The sequence below is a fragment of the Bacillus sp. REN16 genome, from assembly GCF_020731355.1.
Lineage (GTDB): Bacteria > Bacillota > Bacilli > Bacillales > Bacillaceae_L > Ferdinandcohnia.
Window position 1 is genome coordinate 294017 of sequence record NZ_JAJFZK010000004.1, and the last position, 21982, is coordinate 315998.

Genomic DNA, 21982 nt, shown 5'->3' on the forward strand with positions numbered 1-21982 from the left:
CATTTTTCAAGTAAAATAGAGAGTGTTTGTAAAGAATATATATTATATTAACTTTATTCAGCGATTCTTCCGAATTCTGAAGTGGCAGGATAAAATTAGCGGACCCAAATCAGTTAGGTTTCAAAACCTGGCTGAATAAAGTTAAGCCTCCGGCGGATGCCGCGATTTTTTAAAGGAAATTTTTCGGGCAAGCCGAAAAAAATCGGGCGCAAATACGCTAAGGCGCATTTGATTAATGAATTATGTACATAAGGTAAGGGAGGTCAGAAAATGAAAAAGAATCCATTAATACCATTTGCTTTAATTGCGGTTTTCGGTATTGGACTTATGTTCCTATTAGGCTTTGTTGGACTAGGTAACATGGACGAAATGGCAAACAAAGGTGAAGAGGCTCCAGAAACAGCAGCTGCATCCCCAGAAGAGGTTGTCAAGAGTACATGTGCAGCATGTCATGGTCAGGATTTAGCGGGTCAAGGTACTGCGCCAGCATTGAAAGGTATTGATCTATCTGTTGAAGAAATTCAGGATGTTATCACAAACGGTAGAGGTGCAATGCCAGGTGGCTTAGTTAAAGACGCTGCAATGGTAGAAGAAATAGCAAATTGGTTAGTTGAACAAAAATAAATAATAATAGACTAAACCCCTTTACGTTTTATGTAAGGGGTTTTTTTCTGCCCATCTCACCCTGAATGGAAGTTTCCACGCAAAACCTGTATAATGAATTTTTAAATAACCTTAAAAAATGTGGTGTTATTATGAATGAAGAGAAGCTATCAAAGCGACTGGAAACAGTCGCATCTTACATACCGAAGGGGGCTATTTTAGCAGACATCGGTTCTGATCATGCCTATCTGCCATGCTATGCATTTTTAAACGGCATGATCCAAAGCGGAATAGCTGGTGAAGTAGCAGAAGGTCCCTTACAATCAGCAAAAAAACAAATCTCTAAAAATCAACTTGACCGGGTATTGGAAGCGCGAAAAGGGGATGGCCTAGAAGTCATCGAACCAAATGAAGTAACGTGTATTACGATTGCTGGAATGGGCGGCTCATTGATACGTTCCATCCTTGATAATGGAAAGAGCAAACTACCAGGGGTAGAGCGGTTAATCCTCCAACCGAATATTGGAGCTTATACGATAAGAGAATGGCTGATTGAACATGATTGGGAGCTAATCGCTGAAGAGATTTTAGAAGAAGACAAAAAAATCTATGAAGTATTAGTTGCCGAAAAAGGTAACCCTCAAAAGCCATATAAAAATAAAGAACAAGAATTACTGCTTGGTCCATTTTTAGTAAAAGAAAAAAATCCAATCTTCATAAAAAAATGGAATCACGAGCTAAACCACTGGGAAAGAATTCTAGAACAATTAAGTGTGGCAGGAGAGACTACTGAAAATCATCTAAGAAAAGAAGAACTTAAACAAAAAATCAAGATTGTCAAGGAGGCCCTGAAATGAGCAAAATACCAAATGGATTTGAAGTTATCGAAGTATTTGAACAATTTTCTCCTAAATATTTAGCTGTTGAAGGTGACCGGGAGAAAATTGGCCTTCAAATTGGAACATTAAATAAACCTGTAAAGAAGATTATGGTTGTGCTTGATGTTTTAGAGGAAGTTGTCGATGAAGGAATATCAAATAATGTAGACCTGATAATCGCTCATCATCCTCCGATCTTTCGTCCATTAAAAGCCATTCAAACGGATACTCCAGCGGGAAGAATCATTGAAAAATGTATCTTACATAACGTTGCGGTTTATGCGGCACATACGAATCTTGATGTAGCGGCCGGTGGTGTTAACGATTTATTAGCGAATGCGTTAGAGCTAACAAATGTTGAATTACTGGCTCCTACTTATGAGGAAAGGCTTAAAAAACTGGCTGTATATGTTCCGAGGGAATCTGCCGAGAAGGTTAGGACAGCATTAGGAGCGGCTGGGGGAGGTTTTATTGGGAATTATAGTCACTGCACGTTTAATACAGAAGGTGTCGGGACCTTTTTGCCACACGAGGGAACAAACCCCCATATCGGAGAGGTCGGAAATTTAGAAGTAGTAGAAGAAATTAAAATCGAAACAGTTTTCCCAAGCAGCCTTCAAAAAAAGGTTGTTACGGCTATGCTTCAGGCACACCCATATGAGGAAGTTGCCTTTGACATTTACCCCCTTGAAAATGAAGGGAAAGTACTTGGACTTGGTCGAGTAGGCTATCTTGAACAAGAGCTGACACTTGAGGAGTTTGCACAGCATGTGAAGGATAAATTAGAGGTTGAAGGAATACGTGTAGTCGGTTCACTTTCAGATAAAGTAAAAAAGGTTGCCGTACTTGGCGGGGATGGCAATAAATACATTTCGCATGCCAAAAGGGCTGGGGCAGATGTGTATGTAACAGGTGATATGTATTACCATGTTGCTCATGATGCCATGATGATGGGACTTAATATTGTTGACCCTGGTCATAATGTTGAAAAGGTCATGAAAAAAGGGGTAGCAAACATCCTAAACGAGCGTTTTAAACAAAAGAAATTCGAGGTTTCGGTTATCACCTCTGAACTAAATACAGACCCATTCAAATTCTTATAAGTAAAAAGGTACTCCGTTTGCAGGAGTACCCTTGGCTTATTGTTTTGTTTTTACCTTTGGCAATACTTTATGAAGAGGAACTTTTCGAACACGTTCCCAAGTTTCTTCATTTTCTGGGTCATATTGTTCGAGGAAGTTAATCACTTCTTTTGTAATTGGTGTTGGAGTGGAAGCACCTGCTGTTACTGCTACTTTCTTTACGCCTTCAAGCCATTCAAGTTGGATGTCACTTACATCTGCTACACGGTAAGCAGTAGTTCCTGCAATATCCTTAGAAACTTGTGCTAGACGGTTCGAGTTATTGCTCATTGGGTCCCCAACTACAATTGTTAAGTCTGCCACCCCTGCTTGTTCCGCAACCGCCTCTTGGCGAACCTGTGTAGCTAGACAAATTTCATTATGGACCTCAGTATGCGGGTATTTTTCCTTCACTTTTTCCATAACATCAAGAACATCCCATTGGCTCATCGTTGTCTGGTTAGTGACAACAAGCTTTTCACTATTTAACTCCAGGTTCTCAACATCTTCAACGGTTTGAACAAGGTGGACGAAACCAGGTGCTTCACCAATTGCTCCTTCTGGCTCCGGATGACCTTTTTTACCAATATATATAATATGGTAACCCTCTGCTGATTTTTCCTTAATTAAATCATGTGTTCTTGTTACGTCAGGGCAAGTTGCATCAAGAGTAACCAGACCTCTATCCTTCGCTAATTGTTTCACCTCAGGTGATACACCGTGCGCTGTGAAAATGACAGTACCTTCTTTTACTTGATTTAGAATATCTAAACGATTCTCCCCATCAAGTGTAATAATTCCTTCTTCTTCAAAGGCATCTGTTACATGTTTATTGTGAACAATCATTCCTAATATATAAATGGGTCTAGGTAATGTTTTATCTAAAGCAGCATTTTTCGCAATTACCATCGCATCCACTACACCGTAGCAATAACCGCGCGGTGCAATTTTGATTACTTCCATGCACTTCTCCTCCTAAAAAATAATAAATCGGATAGCCGTTACCATAATAACTGGTACTCTCGTAATCTCGTATTTATTATATCTGAGTATGGAGGATAATACAAAGTCTTTTATTGGTTGTTCAAAAGGAGGATGAAAAGGACCAAGAAGTTCAAGGCGGCGCAGCTTTGAGTAGCGGATCGTATGCAGTTAATACGTGAGCAGACGATCTTGCACGCCGGAAAAGTGGTTTTCTTTTCCAAGGAACGGAGGAGCAAGCCAACGCAGAAATTCGATGTGTCATTTTCACCGGACTTTTTGAACTTCATATTAAATGTAAAGCTTTGGCACTGATTTTCCGGTACCAGTTGCTTTTGGTTTTTCCTTGCCATTTTCTAAATTTGCATCGTCTGAAGTGACGTCAGAAAGTGATATGGTTTCTTGATCTCCTTCTTCCTCTTCATTTCCCGCGTTTTTTATGGCACTGTACATTTTAATCATAGCTGGAATATTTTTCATTAATGGGCCATATTGCTGAACCATTGGAACAACGGATTCTGCCATTTTTAAGGTTTTTTGTACATTTCCCATCATTGCACTTAGGTTCGAGGGATTTGCTAAATTTTGAAGGGTACCGGGATTCATTCCTTGTGAAGCATTAAAGAAGCCGGGCATTCCACCCATTCCTTGCATCGGATTCCGCTGCCCCGCACCAGGGATTAATTTTTTTAAAAGACCGCCTAATCCAGATCTTCCTTGTCCTTGCATGCCTTGCATTCCGCCAAACATACCAGGTGGCCGGTAACCATATTGCTGCGAAAACATAGATGGTGGTCTCATTTGTCTCATTGGTCTCATTTGGTTCATTGGTTGTCTTGGATAAAACATTTACTTATCCTCCTCTCGCATTGCTAAGCCTTAAGTATAAGAATGAGTTTGTGATAATACCTTGTTTTTAGGATATGCGAAAAGTGGATGAATGTTTTAGCAAATCGATCAATTGGGCTTGATTGGTGTTTTTCCAAGCTTTCCTTTATAATGAATTGTTAGGTTATGATTTAATACATTTAAAGCAAAGATAATCTTACATACAAATTATATTTATATAAATGAGGGATCGTAATGACAGTACAAGAATTTGAACGTTTTCAATTTCAGCCATTTATACTTGATGCTTTGAAGGAGATTAAATTTACAAAGCCAACTGAAATTCAAGAAAGATTAATTCCAAGTATTCAACGAGGCGAAAATGCGATTGGCCAATCGCAAACAGGAACAGGTAAAACCCATGCTTATTTGTTACCCATTATCAATATGATTGACCCGGAAAGACAAGAGGTACAAGCGGTTATTACAGCACCCACAAGGGAGCTTGCAACGCAAATCCATCAAGAGATTGGCAAAATCACTAAATTTAGTGAGGAGAATTCAATTACTGCAAAGTTATTTGTTGGTGGGACTGATAAGGCACGTGCAATTGAAAAGCTAAAAACACAGCCGCATATTGTTGTGGGAACACCGGGAAGAATTCATGATTTGGTGAAAGAACAGGCTCTTCAAGTATACAAGGCTACTCAAATCGTGGTTGATGAAGCAGACCTGATGCTTGATATGGGCTTTATCGAAGATGTTGACCAAATTGCAGCAAGAATGCCCGAAGACCTACAAATTTTGGTGTTTTCCGCAACGATACCTGAAAAATTAAAGCCCTTTTTAAAAAAATATATGGAAAACCCTCGGTACACCCATGTTGCTCCAGAACAGGCAACAGCGGCAAAGGTCGAACATATTCTTGTTCCACTAAGACATCGAAATAAGTTAAGCTTACTAAAGTCAATGGTCGAGGCGTATAACCCATACTTGGCGATTATTTTTACAAATACGAAAAAAATGGCGGATGAAGTAGCTGATGGCCTCATCGGAAAAGGGATGAAGGTAGGAAGAATCCATGGTGACCTCCCGCCTCGTGAACGAAAAAAGGTCATGAAGCAAATAAATTCACTAGAGTATCAATATGTTGTTGCAACAGATTTAGCTGCAAGAGGGATTGACATTGATGGTGTCAGCCATGTGATCAATTATGAACTGCCTAGTGATCTTGACTTTTACATTCATAGAGTTGGCAGAACGGCAAGAGCAGGGTATTCAGGAATCGCTGCAACCATCTATGATCCGTCTGATGAAGATGCAATTGTAAGACTCGAAAAAATGGGCATTTCCTTTGTAAATATGGATCTTGAGAACGACGAATGGATGCATATTGGTGAGCGAAATAAACGAAAGGCTCGAAAAAAGGAAGTCGATGATATTGATAAGCTTGCACAAAACAAGGTGAAAAAGCCTAAAAAGGTGAAGCCAGGCTATAAGAAAAAAATGAATCAGGAAATGGAAGATTTCAAAAAGCGTCAAAGACGTTTAAAAAGAAAATAACTGAAATATATGGTAAAATAGATTCGTGTACTGTTAAGGGGATTGGAGTGTTTTATGCATGCTTAAATTAGGCTCACATGTGTCGATGAGTGGTAAAAAGATGCTTCTAGCAGCAAGTGAAGAAGCAGTGTCTTATGGCGCAAATACATTCATGATATATACAGGCGCACCGCAAAATACAAGACGTAAAAAAATAGAAGATTTAAATATCGAGGCAGGACAAGCCCATATGAAAGAAAATGGGATTGATGAAATTGTTGTCCATGCTCCATATATTATTAATATCGGTAATACCTCAAATCCAGCAACTTTTGAACTTGGTGTAAATTTCTTGCGCTCGGAAATGGAGAGAACAGAAGCACTTGGGGCAAGCCAAATCGTCCTTCATCCTGGAGCACATGTTGGTGCTGGGGCTGAAGCAGGAATAAAGAAAATTATCGAGGGTCTAAATGAAGTTCTGACAAAAGACCACAAAGTCCAGATTGCATTAGAAACAATGGCTGGTAAAGGTTCTGAATGCGGCAGATCCTTTGAAGAAATCGCACAGATTATTGATGGTGTCACACATAATGACAAGCTGTCTGTTTGCTTTGATACATGTCATACTCATGATGCGGGCTATGATATAGTCAATGATTTTGATGGGGTACTGGATCAATTCGATAAATTAATTGGTATTGACCGGATTAAAGTCCTTCATATTAATGACAGCAAAAATGAAAAAGGGGCAGGAAAAGACCGTCACGAAAATATAGGATATGGTAAAATTGGATTTAAGGCAATTAATTATATAGTCCATCATCCATCTCTTGAAAATGTCCCTAAAATTCTCGAAACACCGTATGTAGGGGAAGACAAAAACAATAAGAAAGCTCCATATAAGTTTGAAATTGACATGATTCGTCAGGAGTCATTTGATGAGGACTTATTGGAGAAAATAATCAATCAATAGATTGAAAAAAGCTGTCTGTGTCGACAGCTTTTTTCAACTCGTAAATTTGATAAATAGTTGGTTTAGTTTTCTGGCAACGTCAGGACTCGTTATCTGGGCAATTTCTCTTAATAATTGATTTTTTTCATCAGGATTAAAGATATTAATATGTTTCTTTTTGCGAATCAACTTTAACACATTTGTTGCTTGCGCTTTGGTTACATCTATATCATATTGTTTTCCATATTTTATTAAGTCATCTGGTGTTAAAGTTTTTAATTTTTGGTTTACGATTTGCTGATAAATATTCATCTTGATAATCTTCACCTTCCTCACGTTAGTTTATTTCAACACGAAAAGGTGTGTGCATAAAACAAATCAAGAAAAGCCAATACTTTTTCGAATTGGAGTGATGGGATGAACAGAGTGCATAAAAAGGAAAGCGTTTCACGCATTATATTTCGCATGATTATGATTTTGGTTGGAGCGACTTTTGCCGCCACCTCAATTGAACTTTTCTTAATTCCAAATAAAATTATCGATGGTGGAATCATCGGCATTTCATTAATTGTAGATTATTTAACTCCTACCTATATTACCTTTGGTTTTCTAGTTGTTATTTTTAATTTACCGTTTATGTTTTCAGGGTATAAACAAATTGGCAAAACCTTTATGTGGTCCAGTATCCTTGGAATTGTAGCTTTGGCAATCATAGAAACTTTACTTCACTATGTAAAACCATTTGATATTGAACCCATTCTTGCAGCCGTATTTGGGGGTCTTCTTCTTGGTACAGGTGTCGGACTTGTCATTCGTAACGGCGGCTCAATGGACGGAACAGAAATTTTATCGATTATTTTAACCAAAAAACTGCCGTTTTCTGTTGGTGAATTTGTAATGTTTATCAATATCTTCATTTTTGCATTGGCAGGATTTGTTTTTGGTATTGAATCAGCCATGTATTCTGTCTTAGCCTATTACATTGCGTTTAAAACAATTGATACGGTCGTTGAAGGGCTAGATGAAACGAAGGCAGCGATTATCGTTTCTGAGCAATTTGATGATATATCAGATGCCATTCTTCATCGTCTTGGTCGTGGGACGACGAAGCTAAAAGGCAGAGGAGGATATACGGACGAAGAGAAGGAAGTTGTTTACGTAGTTGTCACAAGACTTGAGGTAACAAAACTTAAAGGAATTATACAGGAAATTGATCCAAATGCCTTTATAACCATTATGGATACCCATGAGGTAAAAGGAGGCCGCTTTAAATCCGCGGTCCATTAATGGAGAGTAGATTAACACTTTTTCAAAAAGTTCTGTTTAACAAACGGGTTTTTTAAAAATGAGTTAATCTTTTTTGATTATCTTTACTTTATTAAAATCATCCTGTATACTTCATAAAGTATAAATCGGAATGATTCTTAATAAGATGGAAATAAACAATTATAATAAATGTGGTGATAACTTGACTCAGTCAAATTCGGTATTAACGATTAAGGAGCTTTCCTTTCGATATGATGAACAATCAGTATTAGAAAACATCAATTTAGTTGTCCCTCGAGGCTCCTTCTTAGCAATTGTTGGACCTAATGGCTCCGGTAAAACGACATTGTTAAAAAGTATCCTAGGACTTGTAAAACTTCAAAAAGGGTCGATTGAGTTATTTGGAACCCCCATTTCAAATTTTAAAGATTGGCCGAAAATTGGATTTGTCTCGCAAAAAGCTAATAGTTTTAACTCGGGATTTCCGGCAACAGTATTTGAAGTTGTTTCGAGCGGATTGACAGCAAAGCTTGGATTGTTTCATTTTTTCAAACATGAACACAAGGAAAAAGTAATAGAAGCTCTTCGATCCGTAGGTATGGAGCGATTTTTGTATCGAAACATTGGCGAACTTTCGGGAGGACAACAACAGCGTGTCTTCATCGCAAGGTCACTTGTAAGTGAACCGGAACTTCTAATCCTTGATGAACCGACTGTTGGCGTTGATGCAGAGACGGTTCAAACTTTTTATCATATGCTCGAAGATATTAATAAGAATAAGGGGATTACATTGATATTAGTTACCCATGATGTTGGGACAGTTTCAGAAAAGGTATCCCATGTTGCATGTTTAAATAAGGAACTTCACTTTCATGGAAGTGCAAAAGAATTTGAACATCTTCATGATCAGGATTTATCCCAATTTTATGGACATTCACTTCAAGTAATTACTCATGACCATAATCACGGAAGGTGAAACGATGCTCTCGGATATTTTTCAATATGAATTTTTACAAAATGCATTCCTTAGTGGCTTGCTGATCGGATTGATTGCACCATTGCTGGGTGTTTTTATAGTTGTAAGACGACTGTCACTTATTGCTGATGCCTTAAGCCATGTGACCCTGGGAGGTATTGCGGCTAGTCTGTTACTTGAAAAGAAGCTTGGTTTAGCTGGGCCAATCAATCCAATATACATGGGAATGACTTTTTCCGTTATTGGTTCGCTTTTTATTGAACGCTTAAGAACGGTGTATAAGCATTATCAAGAGCTGGCAATCCCGATCATTTTATCGGGTGGAATAGGTTTAAGTGTGATTTTTATTTCCCTTGCTGATGGTTTTAATACCGATCTGTTTAATTATTTGTTCGGCAGTGTAAGTGCAATAAGTCGAGCTGATTTATGGACTGTCCTTGGGATTACGGTACTTGTTATTTTAATCGTCCTGATCCTATATAAGGAATTATTTCTTTTATCATTTGATGAAGAGCATGCAGCGGTTTCTGGGATCAATGCAAAAACCATTCATTTCATTTTTATTGTCACAGTTGCATTAGTGATTGCTGCTTCAATGAGAATTGTCGGGATTTTATTAGTATCGTCTCTAATGACATTACCAGTTGCAGCAGCGATTCGGATTGCAAAAGGCTTTAAGCAAACGATTATTCTTTCTGTTGTGTTTGGTGAATTAGCTGTCATTTTTGGGTTAGTGCTTTCTTATTACCTTGATTTGGCTCCCGGAGGAACGATCGTAGTATTATCCATTGTGATACTTTTAGGTGCAATAAGTTGGAAAAAATGGTGGAAAGGAAGAATAGCATGAATGTTTCTGAAGCGATTCAATTAATGAAGGAAAAAGGATTTAAACATACTGATAAAAGACAGGAAATGCTTGAATTATTTTCTGTTTCTGATAAATACTTAACCGCAAAGGATGTTTTGGACGGATTAAAGACAAACTATCCTGGATTAAGCTTCGATACAATTTATCGTAATCTTTCTTTATTTGCGGATCTTGGCATTTTGGAAACGACGGAACTTTCAGGTGAAAAACATTTCCGCTTTACTTGTGGCGGTACGCACCATCATCACCATTTTATTTGTCTGGAATGTGGAAAAACTAAGGAAATTGAATCCTGTCCAATGGATAAAATCGTCGACACTTTACCCGGTTATGATGTAACTGGTCATAAATTTGAAATTTATGGATCATGTCCGGAATGCAGGATTTAGGAACTCGGTTTTAAGTTTATTGGTTCCAAAGTAAATGATTAACAATCATAATTCCTGCTTTCCTAACTCATACTATAAATGCTCCTTACCCATAAGGAAAGCGAGGGATAAGCATGGCAGAAGATAAAGACGTAAGAAATTATCGTGACGATAATGATTTTGATTACTACGTTGACCCTAACATAGGTGCAAATGCTGACTCAAGCTATAATGAGGAAACGGCGGCAGAGGTTGCCCCTCCGATCAATTATGGAACCACTAGGCGTGAGACAGATCGTGATCATACGGTGGATAGAGCAGGTGGAGCAGGTTTAGGCTGGCTCGCTCTAGCTTTATCAATTATTTCGTTATTTGTAATGCCTGTCATATTAGGAGCAGCAGGTATTATTATTGGATTCATTGCACGCAGACGTGGAGCAACTGGTTTAGGAGCATGGGCAATCGGAATCGGTGCTGTATCGATAATCGTCGGCATCTTCATTCTCCCATTTTTTTAACGATTAAAAAATAATAAAAATAGGCCCGGCACATACAGTGTCGGGCTTGTTTTTATCTTATTGTTATTTCTGCTCAGCAGCTTGTTTTGCGAAGTATTCCTCAGCAAGCTTGTCGATTTCTTTTTTTAATTCATCTACCATAGTTGCCTCAGGTACTTTTCGAACGGTTTTACCATGGCGGAACAGCAAGCCTTCACCTCGTGCACCAGCAATCCCGATATCTGCTTCTTTTGCTTCTCCAGGGCCGTTTACAGCACAGCCTAACACTGAAACCTTGATAGGTGCTTTAATATTTGCAATATACTCTTCAACTTCATTTGCAATTTTAATGAGGTCAATTTCAATTCTTCCACATGTTGGACATGAAATGAGTGTTGCTGCATTGGATATTAACCCAAATGATTTTAACAATTCACGTGCAACCTTTACTTCCTCAACAGGGTCCGCACTTAGTGAGACACGAAGTGTATTTCCGATGCCCTTACTTAAGATTGCACCTAAACCAGCCGCACTCTTCACTGTTCCAGAAAATAGTGTCCCAGATTCAGTAATACCTAAGTGTAATGGGTAATCAAACGCCTTTGCTGCTTTTTCATATGCTTCAATTGCAAGTTCTACGGTAGAAGCCTTCATTGACACGATAATATCATGAAAATCGAGATCTTCTAAGATTTTAATATGGTGTAATGCACTCTCAACCATACCGTCTGCAGTTGGGTAACCATACTTATCAAGGATGCGCTTTTCTAATGATCCCGCGTTTACTCCGATACGAATTGGAATTCCTTTTTCCTTCGCTGCTTTTACAACAGCTTCAACCTTTTCTTTACGACCGATATTACCTGGGTTAATCCGAATTTTATCGGCCCCTCCCTCAATCGCTTTTAAGGCTAATTTATAATCGAAATGTATATCAACTACAAGCGGAATTGAAATTCTTTTTTTTATTTCTGAAATTGCGTTTGCTGCACGCTCATCAGGACATGCTACACGAACAATTTGGCATCCTGCTTCTTGAAGACGTTTGATTTCTGCAACAGTTGCATCAACGTCATGTGTCTTAGTAGTGGTCATACTTTGAATAATGACTTCATTATTACCACCAATCGTTAAATTACCAACCTTTACAGGACGTGTTTTTGTACGATGGATGATTTCACTCACGAATATCGCTCCTTTAAAAATCAAATGCGCCCTGGCGTATTTGCGCCCAGATTTTTTCGAGCAAGCTCGAAAAAATTCCTTTAAAAATCTGTGGCATCCGCCGGAGGCTTACTTTATTCTGTCAGTTTTGCAGAATAAAGATAAAGCTTTTTAATCACTTATATAAGAGTAATCCTTTATTAGAAAAATATCTAGTCTAAAGAATCATTTACCTGCCTATTTTACAGTTGAAACAAAAAATTGACAAGAAAAGCTTGTTATTCATTTGTATATAGGGGGAATTTATAGGTTTTTCCAATCTGAAGAAGCTCGGCTTTACTATCAGGGTTAAGCTCTTCAAAATCCTTAATTACCGATTCAATAGAAGTGATCTTCTGCCCTTCATTCATTTTTTCAACGATTGATAGCAGCGTGTCACCTGGTTTTACTGTGAGTTCCTTATATGGATCACTTGGGTGGGGAGCAACGACTTCTGTTCCTGCTATTACCTCTACCGCTTCATTTTTTGCAACTGGTAGAGTTCCAATTTTTACATCGTAATAAATAATATATAAAATAAATGCAATTGCTAGAAATGTGAAGAATCGTTTCATATCTAAAACCTCCATTAGGTCTATTTAATACAGAATATGCGTGGCTCACCTTAATATTCCATAATTAATAGAATGGGGAAAAATTTAATAGGGTAGCTAGAAATGCATACTTTTACGCGGGGAGTAAAAAATATAATTACGAGATAGAAAAGAGTCTAATGTTACAGGTTTGTAAATTTACTTTATATTACCTTTACATAAAAAATAGACTGCGTTACTATTTTTAATGGGTTTGCTTACAAATTTAAAAAATAGTAGGAGTTGTCATAGTGGAATTAGACGTTCAGAGTATGATATTTCAGTTTATAGGTGGTCTCGGTATCTTTCTTTTTGGTATCAAGTATATGGGGGATGGCCTGCAAAAGTCCGCGGGTGATAAACTGAGGGATATTTTAGATAAGTTTACAACCAATCCATTCATGGGTGTTCTTGCAGGTGTTTTTGTAACATGTTTAATCCAAAGCAGTTCGGGAACAACAGTTATCGTCGTAGGGCTGGTTAGTGCTGGTTTTATGACTTTACGACAAGCAATCGGTGTTATCATGGGAGCAAATATCGGAACAACAATTACCGCATTCATTATTGGTATTAAAATTTCCGATTACGCACTCCCAATTATCGCTGTCGGGGCAATATTACTATTTTTCTTTAAAAATAAGAGGGTACATAATTTTGGACAAATTGTCTTTGGGTTCGGATCACTTTTCTTAGGTTTAGAGTTAATGGGAGATGGAATGAAACCTCTCCGTACCCTAGAAACATTCCATGATTTAACTGTTAGTATGAGTTCAAGCCCTATTTTAGGAGTTGTTATAGGTACAGTATTTACTGTCGTTGTACAAAGTTCGAGTGCTACAATTGGAATATTACAGGGATTATTCGGTGAAGGTTTATTGGAACTTAAGGCGGCTATTCCAGTTTTATTTGGGGATAATATCGGAACAACCATTACTGCTGTATTGGCCTCAATTGGAGCATCTGTTGCAGCTAAACGAGCAGCGTTTACACATGTTCTCTTTAATATTATTGGATCAATACTTTTTTTGTTGTTCCTTGGACCGTTTACAAAGTTAATAGGATATTTACAAACGACATTACATTTAAATCCTGAAATGACAATTGCATTTGCTCATGGTACGTTTAATGTGACAAATACAATAATTCAGTTCCCATTCATTGCCGTTTTAGCATTTATTGTAACAAAGCTAATTCCTGGTGAAGATTCGATTATTGAATATAAGGCGAAACACTTAGACCCTGTTTTTATTCAACAATCACCAGCTATTGCATTAGGTCAGGCAAGAGAAGAAGTTGTTCGAATGGGTGAATTTGCTGTTAAAGGGCTAGAAGAATCCAACACCTATCTTAATCAAAAATCGCAGAAGTTTTCGGATACTGCACTACAAATTGAAGATGCGATTAATAATCTTGATAAAAAAATTACGGATTATTTAGTGAAAATTTCATCAAGATCGCTTTCACCTCAAGAATCTGCACTACACTCATTGCTTGTAAACTCTTGCCGTGACATCGAAAGAATTGGGGATCACTTCGAAAACGTTGTGGAATTGGTTGACTATCAAATTTCAAACAAAGTGAAGTTAACCGAAGGGGCCATGGAAGATTTAAATGAAATGTTTAAATTAACTACTGATACTGTAAGTGAGGCCATTCAATGCCTTCAGAAGAATGATCGTACTGTTGCAATAGATGTCGTCAAACAAGAGGAAAAAATCGATTCGATGGAGCGTTCATTACGAAAAAAACATATTCTACGTTTAACTGAAGGAAAATGCAGTGGTCAAGCAGGTATCGTATTTGTTGACATTATTAGTAATTTAGAGCGAATCGGCGACCACGCTGTAAATATTGCTGAAGCCGTTCTAGGCGAAACACATCTTTAATATTCTAAAACATGAAATACAAGGCAAATTTCAATGCCTTGTATTTTTTTGAAGGGAGGTAAGCAAAATGGGATTACTAATGTGGGCGATCATCATTGTATTGTTTGTAATCGCTTTTGTAGGACTGGTATATCCAATCATTCCAAGTGTACTGTTTATTGCTGGCGGTTTTTTGGTTTATGGTTTTTTTCAAGGCTTTGATTCATTCACAATATGGTTCTGGTTAATTGAGGGGTTGTTTCTGCTTCTATTATTGGGGGCGGATTATGCAACCAATTTACTAGGTGTTAAAAAGTATGGCGGTAGTAAGGCTGCTGTGTGGGGAAGTACGATCGGACTTTTAGTTGGACCATTTGTGATACCGGTTTTTGGTATAATCATCGGCCCATTCCTTGGAGCATTTCTAGCAGAATTACTCGTACATAAAAAGGATCTAAAGAATGCTTTTAAAAGCGGTATTGGGTCTCTCATTGGTTTTCTAAGTGGCGTTCTAGCAAAAGGAGTCATTCAAGCCATCATGATTATCTATTTTTTCATTGTCGTGTTTTAGTATAAATTTTTCGTTTCAAGGGAACTTTAAATCTGGTGTTGTGTACTAATCAAATAGTAAAGCATTTTATTTGAAAGATTATACTTATTTTGGTAATCTAACAAGTGAGGGCTAATGAAAACGAATTCGTTTTCAAAAGGTTCAAATATTACATATACTTTAGGAGGAATAAACATGGCATACGAACTACCACAATTACCTTATGCTTATGATGCATTAGAACCACACATTGACAAAGAAACAATGAACATTCACCACACTAAGCACCACAACACATATATTACAAACGTAAACAATGCGATTGCTGGCAAAGCTGATTTAGAAAGCAAATCAGTTGAAGAATTAGTGTCTAATCTTGATGCTGTTCCAGAAGATATTCGTACAGCAGTAAGAAACAATGGTGGTGGACATGCAAACCACAGCCTATTCTGGACAATTCTTTCTCCAAACGGTGGCGGTGAGCCAACTGGTGAATTAGCTGATGCAATCAACAGCAAATTCGGAAGTTTAGATGCATTCAAAGCCGAGTTTACAAAAGCAGCTACAACTCGTTTTGGTTCTGGTTGGGCTTGGTTAGTTGTTAACAACGGTGAGCTTGAAGTAACAAGCACTCCAAACCAAGACTCTCCATTAATGGAAGGCAAAACTCCAATTCTTGGTCTTGATGTTTGGGAGCATGCTTACTACCTAAACTATCAAAACCGTCGTCCTGATTACATTTCTGCATTCTTCAATGTAGTAAATTGGGAAGAAGTAGCAAACCGTTACAACGCTGCAAAATAAATAATGTGGGCTAAAGCCTTAGGTGAAAACCAGTGGATTCTTCCACTGGTTTTTTTGTATGCATAGACTCAGAGCTGCTTTCTACTGATCTTGATCTTATTATGTGCCGGAATCGTGCCCGATTGTCGAAGGGAAATCCCAAAAGGGTAACGCAAGGGCCGGAATCGTGCCCGATTGCCGAAGGGAAATCCCCAAAGGGTAACGCAAGGGCCGGAATCGTGCCCGATTGCCGAAGGGAAATCCCCAAAGGGTAACGCAAGGGCCGGAATCGTGCCCGATTGTCGAAGGGAAATCCCAAAAGGGTAACGCAAGGGCCGGAATCGTGCCCGATTGCCGAAGGGAAATCCCCAAAGGGTAACGCAAGGGCCGGAATCGTGCCCGATTGCCGAAGGGAAATCCCCAAAGGGTAACGCAAGGGCCGGAATCGTGCCCGATTGTCGAAGGGAAATCCCCAAAGGGTAACGCAAGGGCCGGAATCGTGCCCGATTGCCGAAGGGAAATCCCCAAAGGGTAACGCAAGGGCCGGAATCGTGCCCGATTGTCGAAGGGAAATCCCAAAAGGGTAACGCAAGGGCCGGAATCGTGCCCGATTGCCGAAGGGAAATCCCCAAAGGGTAACGCAAGGGCCGGAATCGTGCCCGATTGCCGAAGGGAAATCCCCAAAGGGTAACGCAAGGGCCGGAATCGTGCCCGATTGTCGAAGGGAAATCCCAAAAGGGTAACGCAAGGGCCGGAATCGTGCCCGATTGTCGAAGGTAAATCCCAAAAGGGTAACGTAAGTTCCGGAATCGTGTCCGATTGTCAAAGGTAAATCCCCAAAGGGTAACGCAAGGGCCGGAATCGTGTCCGATTGTCAAAGGTAAATCCCAAAAGGGTAACGCAAGGGCCGGAATCGTGCCCGATTGTCGAAGGGAAATCCCAAAAGGGTAACGCAAGGGCCGGAATCGTGCCCGATTGCCGAAGAGAAATCCCCAAAGGGTAACGCAAAGGCCGGAATCGTGTCCGATTGTTGGAAAAGAAATCCCAAAAGGGAAACGCAAGGGCCGGAATCGTGCCCGATTGCCAAAAAGAAATAAAAAATGGTAACTTTGTTTCCGCAAACCCAAGTTATCGGTATATCATCTTATCGCAAAACGATAAATGGTATACCGCAAACTCCATAGAGGTATATCATCGAGCCATAATTCAAATAATGATATACAGCAAATGGGGTAAAGGGTATATCACTATGCAACTTTGGCTTTTCTTTGTATATCTCCATTTTTTTATCGCACAATAATGAGTGTAGTTAAAAAAGGGGAGTCAGCAAATGTTTCGTTTTCAAAAGGTACTCGGTGATGTACCCATACACAGGGATTTAATTTTGTTACTGGTCATTGGTGGTTTATATGCACTAAGTATCGCTTTATCAAACACATTTGTGAATGTGTACTTATGGAAGCAGTCAGGTGATTTTAAAGATCTAGGCTTATATAATTTAGCAGTCGTCGTTTTACAACCATTAACCTTTATCCTTGCGGGAAGATGGGCAAAAAAAATAGATAGAGTGATCGTACTACGGCTTGGAGTTTCATTCTTAGCCATTTTTTATATCACCGTTTTATGGATAGGTGAAAGTGCTTCACACTATTTATTGCTTTTAGGAGCACTGCTTGGGATTGGCTATGGTTTTTACTGGCTAGCCTTTAATGTCTTAACCTTTGAGATTACAGAGCCTGAAACACGTGATTTTTTCAACGGCTTTTTGGGGCTGCTTGGTTCCTTTGCGGGGATGCTAGGTCCAATTGCAGCGGGAATCATCATTTCTTCAATGGCGAGTTTTACCGGATACACCGTTATTTTCGGAATTTCTTTAGGGTTATTTATCGGTGCTGTTGTGCTTAGCTTTTTCTTAAAAAGGCGAAGTGCTGAAGGGGACTTTTTATTTAGGCGAATTCTTTCAGAACGAAAAAACAATTCAAATTGGAAGGGTATCCTCCATGCTCACTTTTTTCAAGGTATTCGTGAAGGGACCTTTGTATTTGTCATCTCGGTGTTTGTATTTGTTGCAACTGGCAGCGAGTTGGCCTTAGGGAAATTTGGTTTAATCAATTCAGCCGTATCCTTTTTGTTTTATTTTTTAGCAACGAGGTTAATCAAAAAGAAAATGCGCAAAAAGGCAATTCTTGTCGGTGGTTTAATGGTGTATCTGGCTATATTTGCGATTCTTTTTGATGTAAATTATACAAGGCTGATTTTATATGGTGTCATTATTGGAGTTGGTTACCCAATTTTGCTTGTTCCGTACAACTCCTTAACCTATGATGTGATTGGAAAAGGATGGAATTCAAAAGAGATGAGGATCGAATATATAGTCGTTAGGGAACTTTTTCTTAATCTCGGCAGGATTCTATCAATTATATTGTTCCTGATCGCTGTCACATTTTTTGATGAAAAACAAAGTATTCCTATTCTTCTGGCCATTGTCGGTGCTGGGCATTTACTTCTTTATTTTCCGGTTAGGCGTATTGAAATACCCAATGCCACTGGTGAAGTTCAATCAAAATCTGCCGCAAACCGTAAACTAATTGAAGGTGAAGGCGGTTCAACTGCTTAAACCCAGATTTTTATCGTAGAAAAAAGTGTAAGTTTCTTTTACAATAGAAGATAAGGCACCTAGCCTGGCTAGGTGTCTTTTTAATTCATAAGAAGTTAGCACTATGATAAAATTAATAATAGGCAAATAAATAAAGGTAGTTGATGTTAATGATTAAAAAGAAAAAGTCACATGTTCCCTTTCGTTTAAATATGCTATTTTTTGCTGTCTTTTTACTTTTTTCAGCGCTGATTTTACGGCTTGGGGTTGTGCAAATTGTTCACGGTGAGAAATTTCAAAAGGAAGTAGATAAGACAGAAGACAAAATCGTTAATCTTCCTGTTCCAAGGGGAAAGATTTATGATAAAAATGGGAATGTTATCGTGGATAATCAGGCGCTAAACGCAATCACATATACACGTGCTCAAGGAACAAAGCAGGAAGATGTGTTAGAAATTGCAGAAACTCTTGCGAAGTTAATTGAGATGAAACCTGACAAAGTAACAGAACGAGACCTAAAAGATTTTTGGATGCTAGAAAATCCTGAAAAGGCTAAAGCGCTTGTTACTGATGAAGAGTTGCAGAAAGAGCAAGATGGCGATTTATCAAGTAAGGATATTTACAAACTGCAAATCGAACGGATTACGGAAGAAGACCTTAATCAAATAACTGAATCAGAGCTAGAGGTAGCGGCTATTTTCCGCGAAATGACAAAAGGCTATGCACTAGTCCCGCAAATTGTAAAAAATGAAAATGTAACACCAGAGGAATATGCGGTCGTTAGTGAAAATCTAGAACATTTACCAGGTGTGAATACAACAACTGATTGGATTCGTGACTATAAATTTGATAATACTTTAAAAACAATTCTCGGACGAATTTCTGATACAGATGAAGGACTGCCGGGCGAGAAACTGGATTATTATTTAGCTCGTGGATATAACCTAAATGATCGTGTTGGTTTAAGCTATTTAGAAGCACAATATGAATCAGTATTACATGGCCAAAAAGCCAAAGTTAAAAATGTAATCAAAGGTAACGCTGTCCAAGAAACAATAATGATTTCAGAAGGACAAAGAGGCAGTGACCTAGTCCTCACGATTGATATGGAGCTGCAGCAGGCGGTTGAACAAATTATTGAAGAACAAATGCTGGTTCATAAGCAAAATAGGAATACGCAATATCTTGACCGCACATTTGTCGTCATGATGGATCCCAAAACAGGTGAAATATTAAGTATGGCTGGAAAGTTATACGACAAAGGCAAATTCCAGGATTATGCGCTTGGTACCATGAATGCCGCTTATGAAATGGGGTCCACTGTCAAAGGCGCGACCATGTTAACTGGTTATGATACAGGGGTAATTGATATTGGTTCGATGTACTACGATGCACCCATAAAAATTAAAGGAACGGAAACAAAGGCATCTTGGAAAAACCTAGGCCCAACAAACGACCTTAAAGCACTCGAAATGTCATCAAACGTCTATATGTTTAGAACATTTCTTGATTTAGCAGGTGGACATTATGTCTATAACCAATCGATTTCGATTGATTATGATGCTTTTCGTACGGCTAGAAACTATTTCAGTCAATTTGGTTTAGGAGTGAAGACAGGAATTGATTTACCAGGTGAGGGTTCGGGTTATACTGGCCCATCATTCGGCCCAGGTTTGCTAATGGACTTAGCGATTGGACAATATGACACTTATACAACCTTACAATTAGCACAATATGTGTCAACGATTGCGAATGACGGATATCGAATGCAGCCGAAGATTGTAAGGGAAATTCATCAACCAACGATGGAGGAGAATGAATTAGGTCCGATCCAAAAGCCATTTGAACCTACTGTTCTAAATAAAGTCGAGATCGACCAGAAATATTTCAATCGGGTTCAGCAGGGGTTTAAATTAGTTTTTCAAGGCGGAAATGGGACTGCCCGCAGTGCATTTGCTGGTAAACCTTATAATGCTGCTGGAAAAACTGGTACAGCCCAGTCATTTATCCATGGTATTGAAGTTGTTAATAGTACACTTGTTGGATATGCACCATTTGACAATCCAGAAGTGGCATTTGCTGTAGTCATTCCATACGCTTATTATGGTAACACATCACATAACATGAACCTTAGTGTTGGAGCAGCCATTTTGGACAAATATTTTGAGCTAAAAGAAAAGAGAGCTGCTCAGCCACAACAAACGGAGACACCAAATGCAGGTGCACAGCAGGACACAACTGAAGATGAAGCAGAAACTGAATGATAAAAGAAAAGCCTAACGAATTTTCGTTAGGCTTTTTTCTATGTCAAAAATGAATCAGGCATCGACAAAAAAGGGGTATATTCATCATTATATTCAAATTTACAAAACCTTTACATTTAATTCATACGAGATTAATAGAATCGGATTATTCTAATACTGTAAGACAAAGCAAAACAAACTCACTCTTAGGGGGAATACAAGAAATGAAGCAAATTAAGTTAATAGGTTTAGCAATAATCACATTTGCACTGCTTGTATTAGCAGCATGTGGAGGAAATGACAGCAGCACGAAGGAAGAAGAACCGCAAACGGGAAGCGAAACTGAAAGTGCTGAATTAGAAGGCAGTGTAGTAATTGATGGGTCTGGTACAGTATTTCCTTTCATGTCTAAGATGGCTGAAAATTATATGTTAAATGAGCAAGAAAATGTATCGGTTGAGGTGAGCCGCGCTGGAACAAGTGCTGGATTTAAAAAATTCTTAGTTGAAGATGGCGGAACTGATTTTAATGATGCGTCACGCCAAATCAAAGACGAAGAAGCAGCAACAGCTAAGGAACTTGGGATTGAAGTGAAAGAATTAAAGGTTGCACTTGACGGATTAACGTTTGTTGTGAATCCAGAAAACGATTGGGCAGAAGAGCTTACACAGCAAGAAGTTATTGATATTTTCTTAGCAAGTGCTGGTAAGAAAAATTGGTCTGATGTACGTTCCGATTTTCCAAATGAGCCAATTAAAACATATGGTCCTAATGAAAACCACGGTACGTATGAATTCTTCTGGGAAAGCATTTTAGATGAGCAAGATCTTGTAGCTGAAGCAAGTTTACAACAAGAATATTCAACATTAGTAGACCTAGTTTCAAAAGATAAAAATGCAATTGCTTTCTTTGGATATGGTTATGCTGCAAGCAACAAAGAAAAAGTAAAAATTGTAAAAATTGACTTTGGTAACGGTCCGGTAGAACCGAGTACAGAAACAATCAGTGAAGATGGTGATTACGCGCCATTTACTAGACCAGTATTTACGTACCTAAATGTTAATATGGCGAAGGAAAAGGCACAAGTATTAGACTATGCAATCTATACGATGGAAAATGCAGCTGAAATAGCAGCAGAAACTGGATTTGCTCCACTTCCAGAAGATGTATTACAAAAGACGGTTGGAGAATTAGAAGCTTTAAAATAGGTTTTCAAAAGTGAAGATGAGGGCATATTTTGGCTTTCATCTTCAACCCAATTTATAGATA

At 38.6% G+C, this 21982-nt stretch carries 21 protein-coding genes; 16 read left to right on the forward strand and 5 right to left on the reverse strand.

Annotation, left to right across the window (positions count from 1 at the left end):
• Positions 1–270: 270 nt before the first annotated feature.
• From cccA to LKW28_RS07080, 3 genes are all read left to right on the forward strand, one after another.
• Positions 271–624, forward strand: a complete 354-nt coding sequence (cccA, locus tag LKW28_RS07070) for a cytochrome c550 (RefSeq protein WP_229139640.1) — start codon at positions 271–273, stop codon at positions 622–624.
• Between the two features lie 131 nt (positions 625–755).
• On the forward strand, positions 756–1460 hold the full coding sequence (locus tag LKW28_RS07075) for a tRNA (adenine(22)-N(1))-methyltransferase (protein ID WP_229139641.1): 705 nt from the start codon (positions 756–758) through the stop codon (positions 1458–1460).
• Positions 1457–2584: a Nif3-like dinuclear metal center hexameric protein gene (locus LKW28_RS07080; RefSeq protein WP_229139642.1), complete on the forward strand. Its 1128-nt coding sequence runs from the start codon at positions 1457–1459 to the stop codon at positions 2582–2584. The genes LKW28_RS07075 and LKW28_RS07080 overlap by 4 nt, the downstream gene beginning before the upstream one ends.
• A 36-nt stretch (positions 2585–2620) precedes the next feature.
• On the opposite strand, the gene LKW28_RS07085 is transcribed toward LKW28_RS07080, so the two are convergent.
• Together LKW28_RS07085 and LKW28_RS07090 are read right to left on the reverse strand one after the other, a co-directional pair.
• The gene (locus LKW28_RS07085; RefSeq protein WP_229139643.1) at positions 2621–3565 is read right to left on the reverse strand and encodes a 4-hydroxy-3-methylbut-2-enyl diphosphate reductase; all 945 of its coding nucleotides are present in this window, start codon (positions 3563–3565) and stop codon (positions 2621–2623) included.
• A 309-nt stretch (positions 3566–3874) separates the two neighbouring features.
• Entirely contained in the window at positions 3875–4432 is a 558-nt protein-coding gene (locus LKW28_RS07090) for a YqfQ family protein (protein WP_229139644.1), read from the reverse strand.
• A 234-nt stretch (positions 4433–4666) separates the two neighbouring features.
• Here LKW28_RS07090 and LKW28_RS07095 point away from each other — a divergent pair, with 234 nt between their 5' ends.
• Both LKW28_RS07095 and LKW28_RS07100 read left to right on the forward strand, forming a co-directional pair.
• Positions 4667–5974, forward strand: a complete 1308-nt coding sequence (locus LKW28_RS07095) for a DEAD/DEAH box helicase (protein ID WP_229139645.1) — start codon at positions 4667–4669, stop codon at positions 5972–5974.
• A 58-nt stretch (positions 5975–6032) separates the two neighbouring features.
• Positions 6033–6926, forward strand: a complete 894-nt coding sequence (locus LKW28_RS07100) for a deoxyribonuclease IV (RefSeq protein WP_229139646.1) — start codon at positions 6033–6035, stop codon at positions 6924–6926.
• Between the two features lie 33 nt (positions 6927–6959).
• On the opposite strand, the gene LKW28_RS07105 is transcribed toward LKW28_RS07100, so the two are convergent.
• Entirely contained in the window at positions 6960–7217 is a 258-nt protein-coding gene (locus LKW28_RS07105; protein ID WP_229139647.1) for a DUF2624 domain-containing protein, read from the reverse strand.
• 105 nt (positions 7218–7322) lie between these two features.
• On the opposite strand from LKW28_RS07105, the gene LKW28_RS07110 reads away from it, so the two are divergent.
• The 5 genes from LKW28_RS07110 to LKW28_RS07130 all read left to right on the forward strand — a co-directional run bounded on the left by LKW28_RS07110 (position 7323) and on the right by LKW28_RS07130 (position 10901).
• The gene (locus LKW28_RS07110; protein WP_229139648.1) at positions 7323–8192 is read left to right on the forward strand and encodes a YitT family protein; all 870 of its coding nucleotides are present in this window, start codon (positions 7323–7325) and stop codon (positions 8190–8192) included.
• A gap of 145 nt (positions 8193–8337) precedes the next feature.
• On the forward strand, positions 8338–9147 hold the full coding sequence (locus LKW28_RS07115; RefSeq protein ID WP_229139728.1) for a metal ABC transporter ATP-binding protein: 810 nt from the start codon (positions 8338–8340) through the stop codon (positions 9145–9147).
• Between the two features lie 4 nt (positions 9148–9151).
• Positions 9152–9994, forward strand: a complete 843-nt coding sequence (locus LKW28_RS07120; protein WP_229139649.1) for a metal ABC transporter permease — start codon at positions 9152–9154, stop codon at positions 9992–9994.
• Entirely contained in the window at positions 9991–10404 is a 414-nt protein-coding gene (locus tag LKW28_RS07125; RefSeq protein ID WP_229139650.1) for a Fur family transcriptional regulator, read from the forward strand. Before LKW28_RS07120 ends, LKW28_RS07125 begins: the two co-directional genes overlap by 4 nt.
• Positions 10405–10517: 113 nt before the next feature.
• Positions 10518–10901, forward strand: coding sequence for a DUF4190 domain-containing protein (locus tag LKW28_RS07130; protein WP_229139651.1), 384 nt, complete (start codon positions 10518–10520; stop codon positions 10899–10901).
• Positions 10902–10964: 63 nt separating this feature from the next.
• On the opposite strand, the gene ispG is transcribed toward LKW28_RS07130, so the two are convergent.
• Positions 10965–12071 carry a flavodoxin-dependent (E)-4-hydroxy-3-methylbut-2-enyl-diphosphate synthase gene (gene ispG / locus LKW28_RS07135; protein WP_229139729.1) on the reverse strand — a complete coding sequence of 369 codons (1107 nt, stop codon included), beginning with the start codon at positions 12069–12071 and terminating at the stop codon, positions 10965–10967.
• 251 nt (positions 12072–12322) lie between these two features.
• Entirely contained in the window at positions 12323–12658 is a 336-nt protein-coding gene (locus LKW28_RS07140) for a LysM peptidoglycan-binding domain-containing protein (RefSeq protein ID WP_229139652.1), read from the reverse strand.
• Positions 12659–12927: 269 nt separating this feature from the next.
• Between LKW28_RS07140 and LKW28_RS07145 the strand changes: the two genes are divergently transcribed.
• The 6 genes from LKW28_RS07145 to LKW28_RS07170 all read left to right on the forward strand — a co-directional run bounded on the left by LKW28_RS07145 (position 12928) and on the right by LKW28_RS07170 (position 21921).
• Entirely contained in the window at positions 12928–14562 is a 1635-nt protein-coding gene (locus LKW28_RS07145; RefSeq protein WP_229139653.1) for a Na/Pi cotransporter family protein, read from the forward strand.
• Positions 14563–14629: 67 nt separating this feature from the next.
• The gene (locus tag LKW28_RS07150) at positions 14630–15112 is read left to right on the forward strand and encodes a DUF456 domain-containing protein (protein WP_229139654.1); all 483 of its coding nucleotides are present in this window, start codon (positions 14630–14632) and stop codon (positions 15110–15112) included.
• Between the two features lie 174 nt (positions 15113–15286).
• Positions 15287–15895 (forward strand): superoxide dismutase, encoded by a 609-nt coding sequence (gene sodA / locus LKW28_RS07155; protein WP_229139655.1) that lies wholly within the window; start codon positions 15287–15289, stop codon positions 15893–15895.
• Between the two features lie 1309 nt (positions 15896–17204).
• Positions 17205–18491: an MFS transporter gene (locus LKW28_RS07160; protein WP_229139656.1), complete on the forward strand. Its 1287-nt coding sequence runs from the start codon at positions 17205–17207 to the stop codon at positions 18489–18491.
• 149 nt (positions 18492–18640) lie between these two features.
• A complete protein-coding gene (locus tag LKW28_RS07165; protein WP_229139657.1) occupies positions 18641–20734 on the forward strand; it encodes a peptidoglycan D,D-transpeptidase FtsI family protein in 2094 nt (697 codons plus the stop codon).
• Between the two features lie 203 nt (positions 20735–20937).
• Complete coding sequence (locus tag LKW28_RS07170; RefSeq protein WP_229139658.1) at positions 20938–21921, forward strand: PstS family phosphate ABC transporter substrate-binding protein; 984 nt, start codon at positions 20938–20940, stop codon at positions 21919–21921.
• Positions 21922–21982 lie beyond the last annotated feature (61 nt).